The 16071-nt window shown below is 59.8% G+C and carries 16 protein-coding genes; 8 read left to right on the top strand and 8 right to left on the bottom strand.

Annotation, left to right across the window (positions count from 1 at the left end; genetic code table 11):
- Positions 1 to 110: 110 nt before the first annotated feature.
- Positions 111 to 881 (bottom strand): 3'(2'),5'-bisphosphate nucleotidase CysQ, encoded by a 771-nt coding sequence (gene cysQ, locus PG896_RS18510; protein ID WP_039041322.1) that lies wholly within the window; start codon positions 879 to 881, stop codon positions 111 to 113.
- A gap of 164 nt (positions 882 to 1045) precedes the next feature.
- On the opposite strand from cysQ, the gene PG896_RS18505 reads away from it, so the two are divergent.
- From PG896_RS18505 to PG896_RS18495, 3 genes are all read left to right on the top strand, one after another.
- Positions 1046 to 1363, top strand: coding sequence for a ComEA family DNA-binding protein (locus PG896_RS18505; RefSeq protein ID WP_039041323.1), 318 nt, complete (start codon positions 1046 to 1048; stop codon positions 1361 to 1363).
- A 94-nt stretch (positions 1364 to 1457) separates the two neighbouring features.
- Positions 1458 to 2369 carry a UTP--glucose-1-phosphate uridylyltransferase GalU gene (gene galU / locus PG896_RS18500; RefSeq protein ID WP_010675542.1) on the top strand — a complete coding sequence of 304 codons (912 nt, stop codon included), beginning with the start codon at positions 1458 to 1460 and terminating at the stop codon, positions 2367 to 2369.
- A 213-nt stretch (positions 2370 to 2582) separates the two neighbouring features.
- The gene (locus tag PG896_RS18495; RefSeq protein ID WP_052815577.1) at positions 2583 to 3980 is read left to right on the top strand and encodes a peptide MFS transporter; all 1398 of its coding nucleotides are present in this window, start codon (positions 2583 to 2585) and stop codon (positions 3978 to 3980) included.
- A gap of 70 nt (positions 3981 to 4050) precedes the next feature.
- Here the strand turns inward: PG896_RS18495 and PG896_RS18490 are convergent, their stop codons facing one another.
- On the bottom strand, positions 4051 to 5022 hold the full coding sequence (locus PG896_RS18490) for a response regulator (protein ID WP_052815576.1): 972 nt from the start codon (positions 5020 to 5022) through the stop codon (positions 4051 to 4053).
- Between the two features lie 275 nt (positions 5023 to 5297).
- Between PG896_RS18490 and PG896_RS18485 the strand changes: the two genes are divergently transcribed.
- The 3 genes from PG896_RS18485 (at position 5298) to PG896_RS18475 (ending at position 7650) form a co-directional block, all read left to right on the top strand.
- Positions 5298 to 5972, top strand: coding sequence for a DnaT-like ssDNA-binding domain-containing protein (locus PG896_RS18485; protein ID WP_270836053.1), 675 nt, complete (start codon positions 5298 to 5300; stop codon positions 5970 to 5972).
- Positions 5973 to 6032: 60 nt separating this feature from the next.
- Positions 6033 to 6887, top strand: a complete 855-nt coding sequence (locus PG896_RS18480) for a DnaA ATPase domain-containing protein (protein WP_103243669.1) — start codon at positions 6033 to 6035, stop codon at positions 6885 to 6887.
- Positions 6888 to 7014: 127 nt separating this feature from the next.
- Entirely contained in the window at positions 7015 to 7650 is a 636-nt protein-coding gene (locus tag PG896_RS18475; RefSeq protein ID WP_200164153.1) for an SDR family oxidoreductase, read from the top strand.
- Between the two features lie 69 nt (positions 7651 to 7719).
- Here the strand turns inward: PG896_RS18475 and PG896_RS18470 are convergent.
- The 5 genes from PG896_RS18470 to PG896_RS18450 all read right to left on the bottom strand — a co-directional run bounded on the left by PG896_RS18470 (position 7720) and on the right by PG896_RS18450 (position 13438).
- Positions 7720 to 8564 (bottom strand): IS5 family transposase gene (locus PG896_RS18470; RefSeq protein ID WP_270836052.1). Its coding sequence is split into 2 segments (ribosomal slippage): positions 7720 to 8231 and positions 8231 to 8564, totalling 846 coding nucleotides; the frame shifts between segments, so codons are not numbered across the junction.
- A gap of 63 nt (positions 8565 to 8627) precedes the next feature.
- Positions 8628 to 9821 carry an ABC transporter permease gene (locus tag PG896_RS18465; RefSeq protein WP_264786914.1) on the bottom strand — a complete coding sequence of 398 codons (1194 nt, stop codon included), beginning with the start codon at positions 9819 to 9821 and terminating at the stop codon, positions 8628 to 8630.
- Positions 9818 to 10954 (bottom strand): ABC transporter permease, encoded by a 1137-nt coding sequence (locus PG896_RS18460; protein WP_201957241.1) that lies wholly within the window; start codon positions 10952 to 10954, stop codon positions 9818 to 9820. Before PG896_RS18460 ends, PG896_RS18465 begins: the two co-directional genes overlap by 4 nt.
- Complete coding sequence (locus PG896_RS18455; RefSeq protein WP_080767988.1) at positions 10954 to 11958, bottom strand: HlyD family secretion protein; 1005 nt, start codon at positions 11956 to 11958, stop codon at positions 10954 to 10956. The genes PG896_RS18460 and PG896_RS18455 overlap by 1 nt, the downstream gene beginning before the upstream one ends.
- 73 nt (positions 11959 to 12031) lie before the next feature.
- Positions 12032 to 13438, bottom strand: a complete 1407-nt coding sequence (locus PG896_RS18450) for a TolC family protein (protein ID WP_201957243.1) — start codon at positions 13436 to 13438, stop codon at positions 12032 to 12034.
- A gap of 290 nt (positions 13439 to 13728) precedes the next feature.
- Between PG896_RS18450 and dusB the strand changes: the two genes are divergently transcribed.
- Together dusB and fis are read left to right on the top strand one after the other, a co-directional pair.
- A complete protein-coding gene (gene dusB / locus PG896_RS18445; protein WP_010675552.1) occupies positions 13729 to 14694 on the top strand; it encodes a tRNA dihydrouridine synthase DusB in 966 nt (321 codons plus the stop codon).
- A 25-nt stretch (positions 14695 to 14719) separates the two neighbouring features.
- Positions 14720 to 15016 (top strand): DNA-binding transcriptional regulator Fis, encoded by a 297-nt coding sequence (gene fis, locus PG896_RS18440; protein ID WP_005309538.1) that lies wholly within the window; start codon positions 14720 to 14722, stop codon positions 15014 to 15016.
- Positions 15017 to 15098: 82 nt separating this feature from the next.
- On the opposite strand, the gene PG896_RS18435 is transcribed toward fis, so the two are convergent.
- Complete coding sequence (locus PG896_RS18435) at positions 15099 to 15731, bottom strand: LysE family translocator (RefSeq protein ID WP_045521897.1); 633 nt, start codon at positions 15729 to 15731, stop codon at positions 15099 to 15101.
- Positions 15732 to 16071: the final 340 nt, after the last annotated feature.

Here is a 16071-nt window from a genome sequence, read left to right as displayed (position 1 = left end):
CGAAACCCAACAAGGAGTTTCGGATTCTTACACAGCCTGAGGATCGGTCAATGGATCCTTAACTGATCGGCATTAGGACACTGTCCGGCCTTTTCGCATCCGATGGTGACTCATGCCCTGGCCACAAACCAGGGATTGAGGATATCGGGCTTGTTGTAGCAAAGCGGCGAACCATCGAGCTGGGTGACGCTGCCCCCCGCCCCTTCCAGTACCGCCTGAGCTGCCCCCGTATCCCACTCGCAGGTCGGTGCGAGCCGCGGGTAAAGCTCGGCCTCCCCCTCGGCAATGATGCAAAACTTGAGAGAGCTGCCCATGGAGACCAGCTCGATCTCGCCCCGCTCCAGTTCGCCAAAACGGGCCAGATACTCGAGTGTCTCCTGCGACAGGTGATTGCGACTGCCCACCACGCGCCACACTTGCCCAGCGTCATGAGGACGGGTCTGGATGGTCTCGTGCCTGCCATCAGCCACACGCCAGGCGCCAATCCCCTTGCCCCCATACCAGAGCTTGTCCAGTACCGGGGCATAGACCAGCCCCCAGCGCGGGGTCCCCTGCTCAATCAGGGCGATATTCACCGTGAACTCGCCGTTGCGGGAGACAAACTCCTTGGTGCCATCCAAAGGATCCACCAGCCAGTAGCGGGACCAGCCGAGTCGCGCAGCCATCACCTCGGGGGAGGACTCTTCCGACAACACCGGGATATCGGGAGTGAGACGCGCCAGCGCCTGAACGATCACCTCGTGGGCCCCCTTGTCCGCAGCCGTCAGCGGGCTCTCGTCCTGCTTGTACTCCACCGCAAAGGGCTGGCTGTAGATGGACATGATGGCCTCACCGGCGGCGCGGGCGATGGGCTCCAGTTCGGAAATGGCGGGTAGATACATGGAAAAGAGTTCTCGCTCAAAGGGTTGGTCAGTGTAACCGAGTGAGTATCTTCGGCTTATAGCCGTTTGCACTGACTTATACAGTGTCAAAACTGACAGACAAAAAGTGGCGCAACACAGCTAATGATAAATGTGGCACTAACGCCACATAAGGACATGACGATATGAACAAGAAGACCCTGATCGCCGCACTGCTGCTGGGCTGCCTCCCCCTGTTGAGCCAACCTCTGCTGGCCGCCGACAAGGCGGCGACCAAGCCTGTGGCCACCACCCAAGTCAAGGAGAGCGGCAAGATCAATCTCAATACCGCCAGTGCCGGCGAGCTCACCGCCCTGAAGGGCATTGGCGAGAAGAAGGCACAGGCCATCATCGACCACAGAGAGAAGCAGGGCAAGTTCACCTCCGTCGATCAACTGGCGGACGTCAGTGGCATCGGATCGGCCACGCTGGAAGCAAACCGAGACATGATTATCGTCAAGTAACCGGTTTGAATCCCTATCATCCCGAGGGCAGCCTGTGGCTGCCCTATTTTTCTTCGGGTATCATGAGCCCACTTTGTATCTTCGGACTCACTCCATGAAAAAGACACCGCTCGTTGTTCGCAAGGCCGTTCTCCCCGTTGCCGGTCTGGGTACCCGCATGCTGCCCGCCACCAAGGCCATCCCCAAGGAGATGCTGCCCGTGGTCGACAAGCCGCTGATCCAGTATGTGGTGCGCGAAGCCATCGCCGCCGGCATCAAGGAGATCATCCTGGTGACCCATTCAAGCAAGAACTCCATCGAGAACCACTTCGACAAGAGCTTCGAGCTGGAGGCGACCCTGGAGAAGCGGGTCAAGCGCCAACTGCTGGAAGAGGTTCAGCACATCTGTCCCAAAGACGTGACCATCATGCACGTGCGTCAAGGGGAAGCAAAAGGCCTGGGCCATGCAGTACTGTGTGCCCGCCCCCTCATCGGGGATCAACCCTTCGCCGTTCTGCTGCCGGATGTGCTCATCGACGAGGTGGCCAGCGATCTGAAGCAGGACAACCTGGCGGAGATGGTGCATCTGTTCGAAGAGGAGCAGATCAGCCAGATCATGGTGGAAGCCGTCCCCGAGAGCGAAGTGGACAAATACGGCATCGCCGACATCAAGGGGGAGGCCCTGAGCGAAGGCATGTCCCTGCCGATGCAGGCCATCGTCGAGAAGCCACCCCGGGATGAAGCCCCGTCCAACCTGGCCGTGGTCGGTCGCTATGTCCTCTCGGCCAATATCTGGCCCTTGCTGGAAAAAACCCCGGCCGGTGCCGGCGACGAGATCCAGCTGACCGATGCCATCGCCATGCTGATGGAAAAGGAGCAGGTCAATGCCTACTTCATGAAGGGACGCAGCCACGATTGCGGCAGCAAGCTCGGTTACATGAAGGCCAATGTGGAATACGCCGTGCGCCATCGGGAACTCAGCAAAGAATTCACCAGCTGGCTGAAGCAGTTTGCCAAAGAGCTGTAATCTCTGAATATTTACAAGATAAGCAGAATAAAAAACTGGGCATCATTCGATGCCCTTTTTCATTTTATAAACAAATATTCAACCATTGATAGATAAAATATCGCTAAATCATAATATTGTAATTTAAAGTCGCTTGTTCTATAAGGATTAAGGCTTGTTCCTAGCCCTTGCATAAAATTTCTAAAAAAATATAAGACACAGGTGGAAGTTCCAATGAATAACCCGTCCAAAGGGACCTTTTTAGGTCACCCTAAAGGGCTTTTTTTGCTCTTTAGTACCGAACTGTGGGAGAGATTCTCCTATTACGGCATGCGTGCCGTGCTCGTCCTCTATCTGACCGACCTGACCGCCAACGGTGGCATGGGCTGGACCCAGGCCGACGCCCTCAAGCTGTACGGCATCTATACCGGTCTGGTCTACATCACCCCCGTCATCGGCGGCTGGCTCGCCGATACCTTCCTGGGCCAGCGCCGTGCCATCCTGTTCGGTGCCGTGCTGATGGCCGCCGGCCAGTTTACCCTGGCACTGCCTCACGCCATGTTCCCTGACATGGTCAACACCGTCTTCTATGCCGGCCTTGGCTTGCTGATCGTGGGCAACGGCCTGTTCAAACCGAACATCTCCACCATGGTGGGTGACCTGTATAAAGAAGGGGATCACCGTCGTGACGGCGCCTTCACCATCTTCTACATGGGCATCAACCTGGGCTCCCTGCTGGCCGGCGTGATCTGCGGCGCCGCCGCCACCGCCTATGGCTGGCAAGCCGCCTTCGTCAGCGCCGGTATCGGCATGCTGCTCTCCCTGGTTGTGCAGGCCACCATGGCCCAGCGTTTCCTTGGCGACATCGGCCGTGTGCCCGCCGCCCAGCGTGCCGCCCTGCAACGCTCCAAGGAGCAAAAAGCGCCCCTGACCAAACAGGAAGTGGATCGCATCAAGGTGATCCTGGTACTGGGCCTGTTCACCATCATCTTCTGGGCCGGCTTCGAGCAGGCCGGTGGTCTGATGAACCTGTATGCCCAGGAGTATACCGACCGCATGATCGGCAGCTTCGAAGTGCCGACAGCCTGGTTCCAGTCCCTGAACCCCTTCTTCATCATCACCCTGGCCCCTGTCGTGGCCGCCATCTGGATCAAGCTCGGCAAGAAAGAGCCGAACTCCCCGGTGAAATTCGCCATGGGCCTGCTGTTCCTGGCCGTCGGCTTCCTGTTCATGATCGGTGCCGTGCTGGAGCAAGGTGGTGATCAGGCTGTCAAGACCTCCATGTTCTGGCTGGTCGGTGCCTACCTGTTCCATACCCTGGGCGAGCTCTGCCTCTCTCCCATCGGTCTCTCCATGGTGACCAAGCTGGCTCCGCTGCGCCTGGCCTCCCTGATGATGGGTGCCTGGTTCGGTTTCGTGGCCCTGGCCAACTATGCCGCCGGCTTCATCGGCTCCTTCGTCGGCGAGTCCGGTGCCATGGCCATCTTCGGTGGCATCGCACTGGCCGCCGTGATCAGCGCCCTCATCCTGCTGACCATGGCCAACCGCCTGGTCTACTGGATGCACGGTGCCGAAGGCCCGGCCAAAGAGCCCGAAGAACAAGAGCAGAAACTGCAGTCCGCGACCGTTTGACCGGTCAGGACAGCAGAGACCAAACAGGGCGCCCATGGGCGCCCTGTTTGCATGTGTTCACTTCACAGCGTCAGTGGTGACGAACCTGCATCGTCAGGGCGCTGCCGCTGTCACTGCGAAACTGCAGATCAAAGGGCTCGTGCCAACTTCGCCTGTGCAACGTGTAGCGACTGCTGCGCATCAAGCCGAGCGGCAACCCCCCTGCACGCATCAACCAGTGAGGTGAGGTGAGCCCGGCATTTGCAAAAAGCAGCCCATCCTCCTGATCGAACAGCAGGGCCGCCATGGCAAAGGAGTGACGCAGGCCCGACTCCAGCAGTTGCAGATTGAGGTAATCCAGCAATCGGTGTGGCTGGGTCAACAGCAGGCTCTCTTGTTGCTGGTATTGGCGGTAGGGGCCGTTCATCAGGGATCGCACCAAGGCACCACAGAAGGCCGCATCCACACCGAGGATGGGCAATTCCATCACCAGTACCAGCAGCTTGTCGTCCAGTTTGAAGGTATCCGGGATGAAGAGATTGCCCATGCCAGCAAAGGTGACCTGCCAGGGCCCCCACTCCTGCATGCCAGGGGGGGACAACCAGGCGAGCAGCCGGCTGCTCGCCAGATCGTGGCCACGGAAGAAGTCGATGTGCTCCATCAGTTCCAGCTGCTGGCTCTGATGCCCGAGGTTTGTCAGGCATTGCTCGATGCTGCGGCGGATCTGCTCATAGTCATTCACCGGTTTGATGAAGAAGTCCTTGGCCCCCGCCCGCAGCGCACGCTCGATCGCAGCCATCTGATCCTGACCGGAGATGACGATGACGGGCACCTGTGGATAGCGGGCGGTGAGGCAGGCAATCACCTCATGGCCATCCATGTTCGGCATGTTCAGATCACACAACACCACATCGGGGTGATAGAGCGCTGCGGCAGAGAGCCCCTCAATCCCGTCTTCTGCCTGAAAGACGCAGGCCCCGTCGTGCTCGAGATAAGATACCAGTGAGTGGCGAAAAACCGCTTCGTCTTCTACCACCAAGATCCGTAGTCCGGCTTTTGACATCTTGACAAAGCTCTTATTAGTCAAATGGTTATTTGAGCATTAAGACTAGATCATGGGCGCTGGATACCGCCACACAATATTGTCGAGCAGCGAGCCAGGTTGGCCTTGGTATCTGCCAAGCGTTTGAAATGGTCCGACTATTTTGCTCGCCCCCTTGCGCAGAGATGATCGGCAACCGTCGCCCGGCAGCCGTTCTCTCGCAGGTCGGCACCATGAATTGTATGAGGCACCGCCATGAGGGATAATGCCCTCCACTCCAGATCGTGAAGCAGACCATGACGCCAGCCGAATACAGCGCCCTCGCCCATCCCAGACTCTCCCATCCGGCCCGCAGCCTCTATACCCTGCAACTGCGCCGCTTGGTGCTGGAAAATCGGCTGGCCCGACTCAACTATCCCGAGCTTGGCCGGGCACTGGCTGTCGTCGATCCGGGCAATTCCGGTGGTTTCAGCTATCAGGTCAACGCTCGCCAGCTGACCGAACTGCTCGACGAGCTGATGGAGGCCGAACTGCTTCAGGTCGAGGCCCAGGCTGACAGTGAGCACTACCACCAGTGCCCTTTCCAGTTGCCGTTGCTGAGCCAGCGGGTGCGCAGCCCTCTGCCGGCACGCCCGTTCCAGATGCACCTGCAGTGGCGTCCGGACGAAGAACTGCCTGCTCTCGCACGCCTGTGCGGGGTGATCGATGCCAGCTACAGCGAAGAGGATCTCGGGGAGTTCATCGCCTATTGGCTCGGCCGCCCCGAGGTGTTCGACTCCCAGCACCAGTGGATGTTGAAATTTATTCGGGCCATCAAGAGTCGGCGCTACGCCCGCCGTCCGGCGACCGTGGTCACCGGGTACCAGCAGGTCGCGCCAGCCCCGGTAGAGGCTGGCCCGAGCCGCCGGGCGCAAGAGATGATCGATGAGGCCAAACGGCTGGCACAAGCTCAGGAGCCGGAGAATGATTGATACCAGGCGGCCACGAAGTGCACGCCCATCCAGCCACAGCCCTAGCAGAAGGAGAATTCCATGACAGATCCGCACGACCCGATGCGCCAGGCACTGGAAGAGATCGAGGCCAAACGCCAGAAAATCGCCAAGGCCAGACAGGAGCAACGGGCTCATGATCCCGAGCTCAAGCGTCACGTCAGCAGCCTGCAGGAACGTATTCTCCGACTGCGGGCCGCAACCGGCGGCAGCCAGTACGACTACGAGACCCTGCGCAAGGAGTACGACGCCAAGGCCAATGCCGAAGTACGCGAATTGCAGAAGGCCGCCCGCCAGGAGCGGATCCAGAAGCTGATCGCCCAGGCCGACCTCAATCCGGACTGGATCTTCGACAAGATGGATTCCGGTGACCCGGCCCTGCAATACCCCATCGAGACAGCCCGCTACTTCATCAGCGGTTTCGAGCACTGGGAGAAGAGCGGCGGGGGCTGCATGCTGATCTACGGCGATTACGGCACCGGCAAATCCACCCTGGCGGGCGCCGTGGCCCACGAGTTGATCGCGCGCCACCAGAAGTCGGTGATCTTCCAGCAGTGGGCCTCCATCGTGGACAGGCTCTTCTTCAACGTCATCCAGGATCAGGAGGAGCGCAACCAGTACCGCCGCGCCCTGGAAGAGGTGGACCTGCTGATCATCGACGAGGTGGCGGCCAACCGTGCCAAGATGGCGGAGAGTCAGTCCAGCTTCCTCGGCCACCTGCTGCGCCGTCGTCGCAACCTGTCCAAAAGCGTCATCATCATCACCAACCACAGCCCCCAGAGCCTGCATCAGGCCATCGGTGATTTCAGCTATGAGGCGATCAAGGCGTTCAATCCGGTGGACATCCACCTGAGCGGACCCAGCCGCCGTCCCAGCATCGGCCATTACAACGGTTGATCCCGTCGGGCCGGCGTCCCTGATGTCCGGCCCTTCATATCCCCTGCACCTCACAAATAAAAACCACTCTCATTTACAGAGAACCATCCAGGCTCTAGGCTTGCTCTTTTGTTCGAGAGGGCCTGTCATGCCAACCACACTCATCTTCGGTGCCAGTCGCGGACTGGGCCGCGCCTTCACCGACCACGCACTGCAACTGGGCCACAGGGTCGTTGCCCTGGTGCGCCATGCCGATATGGCCAGCGAGCTGCATACCCTGGGGGTCGAGGTCGTCATCGGAGATGCCCTGGACCCCCTGGCCGTGGCCCAGGCTTGCCGCTTGGCGGGCAGGGATGCCCGGGTAGTCTCCACCCTCGGCAGCTTTCGCCAGAGTGCACCGGTGGATTATCAGGGCAACCGCCATGTGATCGACGAGATGGAGCGCGCCGGGCTCAGCCGCCTGCTGCTGGTTACCTCCCTCGGTTGTGGCGACAGCTGGCAATACCTGCCCGAGCGGGCTCGCGCCGCCTTCGGACACGAGGTACGCCTCAAGAGCCTGGCGGAAAGCTGGCTGCAGACAAGCACCCTTGAGTGGACCATTTTACGCCCCGCAGGGTTGCAGGATGGGGAGCCCACGGGTCAGGCCATCCTCAGCCAAGGGCAAGAGAGGCATGGCCTGGTCAGGCGCCAGGATGTGGCGATACGGGGTTTGCAACTGCTCACCGACCAGGAGGCGTGCGGCCAGATCTATGCCATCGGCGATCCGGGTCTGAATCAGCCATGATCCCTGTGAATGGCAACACGGTCAGCCCAGTGGCTGACCGTGTTGTTGCAAGGGGTCTAGGCTGCGTTCTCAAAATGCTGGTTTTATGTCCACCAATAGCTCTCGTAAGTAACGAAGGCAGAAAGCCAGCTTGATAAAAGCAGCAAAACTTCCCGCCAGCTTTTCATATCTCGTTGAGAATCGGCGAAACTTCTTCAGCCATCCGAAGCACCGCTCGACCACATTTCGCCTGCGATAACGAGCTTTGTCTAATACCAGAGGTCGTCCCTTATGGTGCCGCTGCTGGTCGCTGCGCTGCGGGATGACTGCTTTTATCCCTCTGCGCCGGAGTTCGGCCCGCAAAGCCCTGCTGCTATAGGCCTTATCTGCGGCAAGATGCGCTGGACGCGTGCGATAACGGCCTGATGAGGTCGGTATCCTTGCCATGGCCAGCGCACTTGTCGCATATCTGATTTCCGCTGATTGCCCCGGTGAAAGGCAGAACCCCAGCGGTAAACCATGACCATCAGTGACCAAGTGAATTTTGCTGCCAAAACCTCCACGCGAGCGACCAAGCGCTTGATTCACCGGAGTGTTTTTTTACGCGCTCCGGCAGCATCTTTGGATGCCCTGACATTGGAGCCGTCAATGCACCACAGGTCGAACCCTTCTTCATTGAGATGTAGTTGCAGCGCTTCAAGGATGGCATCGATGTGACCTGTACTCTGCCAACGTCGAAAGGTGTTGTAGACCGAACTCCATGGGCCGAAACGTTCTGGCAGATCTCGCCAAGGCGCACCGGTGTGGAGTATCCAGAGAATGCCATCGAGCACTTGGCGTGGCTCGCGAGTAGGACGTCCGCTTATGCGGTGGTATGGAAAAAGGGGCTCGATAAGTCCCCATTGTGCATCGGTCAACTGGTAACGACGGGACACTGCATAGGTCTTAAGCTGTTGAGAAGATGTGAGAATATATCTTCATCACTTTAAGAACACAGCCTAGTCGGTGGAAGACGCTGTCGCCCCATCATCCGACCGCGTTGCAGGGCACGGTTGACGCCAGCGGAGCAACCAGCACGCCAGAGCGCCATACAGCAGCGCCAGTCCCCACAACTGCCACCAGTAGCGGGAGACCTGGGCAAAGTCGGCCCCCATCTGATTGAGGCGCAGTAATCCCTCGATGGCCGGCGTGCTCGGTGCCCACTGGGCCAGCCAGTTGAGGGGGGCCGGGATGAGCTCAAGGGGCCAGATAAAGCCGGCCAGGAAGACCAGCGGCAAAGAGGAGACAAGCACCACCTGGGTCGGTAGATCACGGCGGGTGAACAGGGCGCCGAGCACGATCCCGAGCCAGGTGGTGGCCAACAGGAACGGCAGGGTAAAGAGCCAGAGTTCGCCGGGTACAGCGGTGCGGGCAATACCGTAGTGATCGAAGCAGAAGCCGAAGAAGTAGGTCACCGGAAGGACGAAAAGAGCCCCCACCACCAGGGTGCGGGCCAGCAACAAGGCCGGCACGGGGGCATGTTGCCAGTAGCCTGACTCGCCACGGCGGCTGCGCTGGTTCTGGGTCGCTCCCAGGATGCCGGTCCCCATCAGCAACACCTGATGCAGGATCAGCACGAATACCGCAGGCACAACGTAGTTCACATAGCCCATGGTGGAGTTGAATACCGGCAGCACATTGAGGGCCACCGCGTTCCAGCCCATGGCGGCCTGGGGCAGCGCCTCGCCCTGGCTCAGCAGCCTGGCCACCTTCACCTGAGCGGCGAGCGTGCCCCCCGCCTGGGCCAGCCCTTCGGCAATGGTGCCATAGACCAGGAAGTAGGAAGCATCCCCGGCATAACCCAGGGTCACGCTCCTGCCCAGCATAAGATCCCGATAGAAGTGGCGGGGAATGTGCAAGATGCCGCTCGCCTTGCCGGTCAGCATCATCTGGCGGGCCTCGTCGAGCGAACCGGCACGGGCCACCAGTTTGACCTGCGCCGTGGCATCGGCCATAAACTCCAGCTGGCGGGAAAGCTGGCTGCCATCCTCGTTGACCACCGCCACGGGCTCTTCCCTGGGCAATTGGTGCAGGTAGGGCTGGGGGTAGAGGAAGGAGTAGAAGAAGACGCCGCCAAACAGGGTCAGCATGATGGCACGATCCGCCAAGAGGGTGCGCAGCTCAAGGCGCACCAGATCCCAGAATCCCATCATGGCCTGGACTCCTCATGGGGCAGGGCCGCGCCCGACGGCGTCCGGTAGCGGTGTACCACCAGCAACAGGGGCAGCAGAAACAGCAGCAGAGCCCCGAGCTGGGGCAGGGCCGCCGTCAACGGTTGACCATAATTGGTTTGCCCGATCTGCAGCTCCACATAGTGGGAGATGGGCAGCAGGCTGCGCCAGAACTGGGCCACATCACCCATGGCACTGATCGGAAAGGTGACCCCCATGAAGGCAAATCCCGGCGCCGTGTAGGCGCCGGCCAGAGAGAGCGCCCGCGCCGGATCCCGGATGATGGCGTAGAAGAAGGCCCCCATGGTGACGCAAGCGGCCGACGCCAGTCCCAGCCCCGCCGTCAGCACCAGCCAACTGCCTTGCATGGGGTACCCAAGCCCCTTGAACAGCAGCAGACTCCACGCCAGACCCCACCCCCAGCCGATGAGCACGTGGGGTAGCAGGGTACGCCAGAGGCCGAACCAGACCCCTCTGGTGGTCCAGTCCAACCCGAGGCGATCGGTGCGGGCCAGGGCGTTCAGGCCATAGAGCACCACCAGGATCTGCCACACCGCAGGCAGCAGGGCGCTCAGCAGAAACTGGGCGTAGCTGGAATTGATGTTGTAGAGCGCGGTAACCTGGCTCGCAATGGGTACGGATTGTCCCAGGGCACCGGGCAGCGTCTTGCCGTCGGCCATGGCCGAGAGCACGCCCACCTGGCCATTAAGAGTTCCCACCACCTGGGCCAGTGCGGAGTTGACCAGCTTGGCAATCAGGATGAACTGGCCATTGTTGAACACGGTCACCCTGGGTTGGGTCCCCTCGCGGGCATCCCGCTCCAGGTGATGGGGGATCACCACCAGGGCATAGATGTCTCCCCCACGCAGCGCCCTGGCCCCCTCGTCGATGGCGTCAAACTGCTGCGCTATCTTGAGCCCGGCGGAGCCATCGAGAGAGAGCGCCAGTTGTCGGGAGAGGGTGCTGCGATCCAGATCCACCAGACCGACCTTGAGATCCCGCGCCAGGCCGGCTGAAAAGATCCAGCACAGGATCCCTATCAGCACCAAGGGGACCCAGCTCGCCAGCGCCCGGCCGAACGGGTCCTGCCAGAGCAACCGCCATTCGCGCCCCATCAGAGCTCGACCAGCACGCTCATGCCGACCCGCAGCCCGTCAACCGGCTGCAAGGGGCGCGCTTCCACCTGGAAGCTTTTCATGTCGAACCCCTGGCGGGTGTCGGTGGCACGCCAGGTGGCGAAATCCCCCATCACGGCCACATGGGTCACCTTGAAGCGCACCAGCTGATCCCCCAGGCCGGGAATACGGGCATCAAACTCGGTACCGACCGGGAACCTTGGCAAGAGGTCCTCACGGACATGGAACTGGGCCCAGGCATCCTTCATGTCGAGCAAGGTCACCACAGGGAAGCCCTGGGGAGCCAGCTCGCCACTACGCAACAGCACCTGGGCAACTTCCCCCTCGTGGGGGCTGGCGATGCGGGTATCGGCCAGATAGGCTTCCACTTCCGCCACTCCGCCAGCCGCCATCTTGGCCTGCTCGCGGGCCGCTATCTTGGTCTCTTCCCGCGCCCCTTCCAGTGCCATCTGGTATTGCTGCCAGGCCATGCCCTCGCTGTACTTCGCCGCCTGCCAGGCCGTCCAGGCCTCGTCACGCTTTTGCAGCGACATCACGCCGTCCCGATGCAGGCTGGCAATGCGCTCGTAGGTTTTGCCATGAAGCAGGGCAGCCGCCTTGGCCTGTTGCCACTGATCCTTGGCGGCCGCGATCTGCTGCACTCGCGCCCCCTTCTCGGCCTCTTCGGCCATGGCACCAGCCGCGGCCTGCCCGGCCTTGGCCTGACTCAGCTTGGCCTCGATCTCCGGGCTCGCCAGAGTGAACGCCAGTTGGCCCCTGGCCAGTTGATCCCCCTTCTTCACCAGCACCTCGTCGATGCGGCCCGCCACCTTGGAAGAAACCGAATATTGCTGCGCCTCTATCTGCCCCTGCAGACGCACCGGCTCCGGCTGATAGGCCAGCCAGAAGCGCCAGCCAAGCCAGAGCACAAGCAATACCAGCGCCAGTGGCAGCAGCCAGGGCTTGCCCTGGCTCATCTTCTTCTTGATGGGGGGATGACTCATGAATTCACCTCGGCAAACGGGCGACCCTTGACGGTCGAAACGGACATGAATAACGGAGTGGAAGAGCGCGCGATCATGAGTTCACCTCGATCGCCTGGCCATGCTGATACTGGTTGAACCTGTTCATCTGACCGGAGAGTGCCAACAGGCGGGCTAGAGAGATCACGTATTGATAGGCGGCGGCGGCGCGCTGGGTCTTGACCCCGGCAAGCTGGGTCTGGGCATCGACCACATCGAGGGAAGTGGAGAGCCCCTGACCGAATGCCTTGTCACGCAACCGCACGTTCTCCTCGGCCAGCGCCTGGGTCGAGGAGAGAGAGTGATACTCCTCCAGTCCCTGGGCAGCCTCGCGCCAGGTCTTCTCGACCAGCAGCTCCAGATCCTGGCGGGTCTTGGCTTGCAGCAGGTTGACCTGGAGTTCGGCGCTCTTGGCTGCCTGGACCGTCTCGGAGCGGCCATCACGACTCACCAGCGGCATGCTGACCCCGACACCAACCAGCCAGTCCGGTGTGGTCTTGGAGACAATGGAATCATCTTCATAGAGGTTGTAGTTGCCGAACAGGAAGAGCTCGGGGGCGTATTTGCCCTTCTCCAGCTTGATCATCCCCTGGGCCTGCTCCTTCTTGGCCGTCAACAGCTTGAGACCGGGATGCACCGACAGGGTCTCCTCCACAAAGGGAGACAAGGCTGGCATCCCTTCGTTGATGAAGAGGGCGGTATTGGGCTCAGCCTGCTTGAGCTTGAGCATGTGGCCGAGCGCTAGCTGGGCGATCTCCAGGCTGCGCCTGGCCTTCTGGGTATCGATACGTGCCCTGTCATAGGCAGACTGGGCCGAAAGGCGCTCCACCTTGGCGATCTGCCCCTGGGCTTCGAGCTTCTTGGCATGATCCAGATGGTGTGCCAGTCCCTGCTCGATCTCCTGCTTGGTCTGCACCACCTGCGCCGCCAGCACCACCCCGAAGTAGGTCTGGGAGAGGCTCTCGAAGGTGGACTGCTGTTTGAGCACCAGCAACTGCTCAGCCTCGCTCACCTGGGCCTGACGAATATCCTGGGCCGCATCGATGCGCCCGCCGGTAAAGAGCGGCCATAGCATCTTGACCGAACTGGTCACCACGTTCTGCTTGGTGAGGGGGGTGACGAAATCGCTCGGGCTGAGGTTGAGTGCCTGCATCACAGGCCCCAGCACCTTGCCGAATTCCGGATGATTGGCGATGGGGTTGAGATCCAGCATGTCCAGCTCCATCGGCTGATCGAGATGGGTATAGCTGGCCCCCACATCCACCTTGGGCAGGTACATGGCCTTGGCCGCCTCCCGCAGTTGCTGGGCCCGCTCCACCCCGGCCTGCTCTGCCGCCAAGCCGTCATCCTGCTGGATGACCCGGCTCCAGGCCTCGGTAAAGCTGACCGTCTGCGCCTGAGCCGACCCCAGCACGATACCCAGCAGGCATGGGCAGAGCGACTTGATGAACTTTGCCGTCATACATCCCCGATCCGTTTGTAATGAAATTGTGTAGAGTCTTTGCTCAATTCAGGCCCGCTATCATAGCCTAAACCGGCTTGAGAGGGAGACTCACAAATCACCATCTCCCTCACTCGCGCCCTCCTGACCATGGTCACAGACAATATGTCCGATTTTCAAGCACTCCTGAATTTGCAAGCCTTAGCGCGACGTTTTTTTCAGAAAAAAATGGCTGACGCTCAAATACTAACCTTTTCTCCTGACTAAAAAATGCGTAATATACGCCGCCCTAAGCCGATGGTAACCGTGGAATGCAGATAGGTCCCCACACGCTTGAAACTCCCCTGATCGTGGCCCCCATGGCCGGTGTAACAGACCGACCATTTCGTGAACTTTGTTTACGTTTGGGAGCCGGTATGGCCGTTTCCGAGATGCTGCTGGCCAACCCGGATGTCTGGGATACCCAGAAAACCCGGATGAGAATGGATCACTCTGCTGAAGGCGGCTTGCGATCGGTCCAGATTGCCGGTGCCGACCCCGAGATGATGGCGTTTGCTGCCCGCTACAACGTGGAGCAGGGCGCTCAGATCGTCGACATCAACATGGGATGTCCGGCAAAAAAAGTGAATAAGAAGCTGGCAGGTTCCGCCCTGCTGCGTCAGCCAGACCTGGTCAGATCCATCTGCCGGGCCGTGGTGGATGCGGTGGAAGTACCTGTCACCTTGAAGATCCGCACAGGATGGGATCCGGATAACCGCAATGGCGAGGAGATCGCCCGAATCGCCGAAGATTGCGGTATCGCGGCCCTTGCCGTGCATGGTCGTACCCGTGCCTGCCTCTACAAGGGCGAAGCGGAGTACGACACTATCAGGGCGATTAAGCAGGCCGTATCGATTCCTGTTGTCGCCAATGGCGACATCGATAGCCCGGAGAAAGCCCGGTATGTCCTCGACTATACCGGTGTCGACGCCGTGATGATCGGCCGTGCTGCGCAAGGACGACCCTGGATTTTCCGGGAAATCCGCCATTTTCTTGAAACGGGCACCAAGCTGCCGCCTCCCGACAGGGAAGAGGTTCGCACCCTGATGAACGAGCATGTCACCAATCTGCACCAGTTTTACGGTGCCTATCTGGGAGCGCGCATTGCCCGTAAACACGTGGGCTGGTATCTGGATGAAGAAGAGGCGGGCCGAGAATTCCGTAAGCACTTCAATGCCCTGGATTGTGCAGACGCACAACTCGAGGCACTCGAAGCGTATTTCGATGGATTAGGTTAACGCATAACTAAAGAGCCGACCGAATATGTTCGAACAAACCCTGACTTCTGATGCATTGGTAACAACTACTCACAATCACGCTGCCGAGCCGACCCAACGCCCCCTGCGTGACTCTGTGCAACAGGCCCTGCGTAACTACCTGGCCCAGTTGAACGGTCAGGAAGTGATTGATCTGTACGATATGGTTCTCTCCGAAGTCGAAGCTCCCATGCTGGACGTGATCATGCAGTACACCCGTGGCAACCAGACTCGCGCCGCCGTGATGATGGGCATCAACCGCGGCACCCTGCGCAAGAAACTCAAGCGTTACGGCATGAACTGATCCCGGTCATTCTGCTGCAGTGCAGACGAAGGCGTATCCCAGCGATGGGATACGCCTTTTTCTATGCCCGGTGTTTACCTGCTCACTCCACCGCCAGCTTGATACCAAGCCCCACGAACAGCCCCCCCATCACACGATTCAGCCAGGTGGCCACCCGGGTGGGTAGTCGCACCTTGCGGCTTGCAAACGCGGTGGAAAACGCCAGCAGATGGCACCAGATCATGCCGTTGAGATTGAAGATGCAGCCCAGCACGATGAATGCCATCGCCTTTTGCGGTGAAGCGGGATCGATGAACTGGGGCACAAAAGCGAGAAAAAAGAGCGCCACCTTGGGATTGAGGACATTGGTGAGCAACCCCTGCCGGAAGATGCGCCCATAAGAGAGCGCAGGCAGCGCCACAGCCCCATCCACAGACGTTGAAGTGCCACTCCTCTGCCAGAGCATGGACACACCGAGATAGACCAGATAGAGCGCCCCCATCAGCTTGATGACGGCAAACAGCTCGGCGGAGGCACTCAACAGGGCAGACAGTCCCAGCGCCGCCGCCAACACATGCACCATGGTACCTGTCCCGATACCCAATGCCGCCATGGACCCTGCACGCCAGCCCTGGGAGCCGCTGCGCAGCATTATGAGCAGGGAGTCAGGCCCAGGCATCATGTTCAACAGCAGGCCAGAAACGACAAACAACGCCAGATCGTGGATCCCCAACATAGACAGCTCCTTGTACATGAAAGAAACAGTCTATGGATCCTGAAGTACTTGTCACTCCCGTTTCCGGCGATAGTGATTATCAAGGAAGGGAATAGCGTTTGAGCCGGAGATACTTGACGCTCAACCTGGTGAGAAAGAGAGATTGAGCCGTTTGAAAGGCAGTGATACTGGCTGAATAGCAATGTTTACCGATGTAATAAACTGTATTTTTAGCATTATCCAGACTTATTATCTAAAAAATAAATTTCAGGCAATAAAAAAAACCCGCTCGAGTGAGCGGGGTTTCTTGTATTGGGTGCCTGGCAGTGTCCTACTCTCGCATGGCGAATGCCACACTACC

The sequence above is a fragment of the Aeromonas sp. QDB30 genome (genome assembly GCF_027707645.1).
Lineage (GTDB): Bacteria > Pseudomonadota > Gammaproteobacteria > Enterobacterales > Aeromonadaceae > Aeromonas > Aeromonas caviae.
Note: the sequence above shows the minus strand (reverse complement) of the source record. Positions and strands in the feature narration are given on the sequence as shown.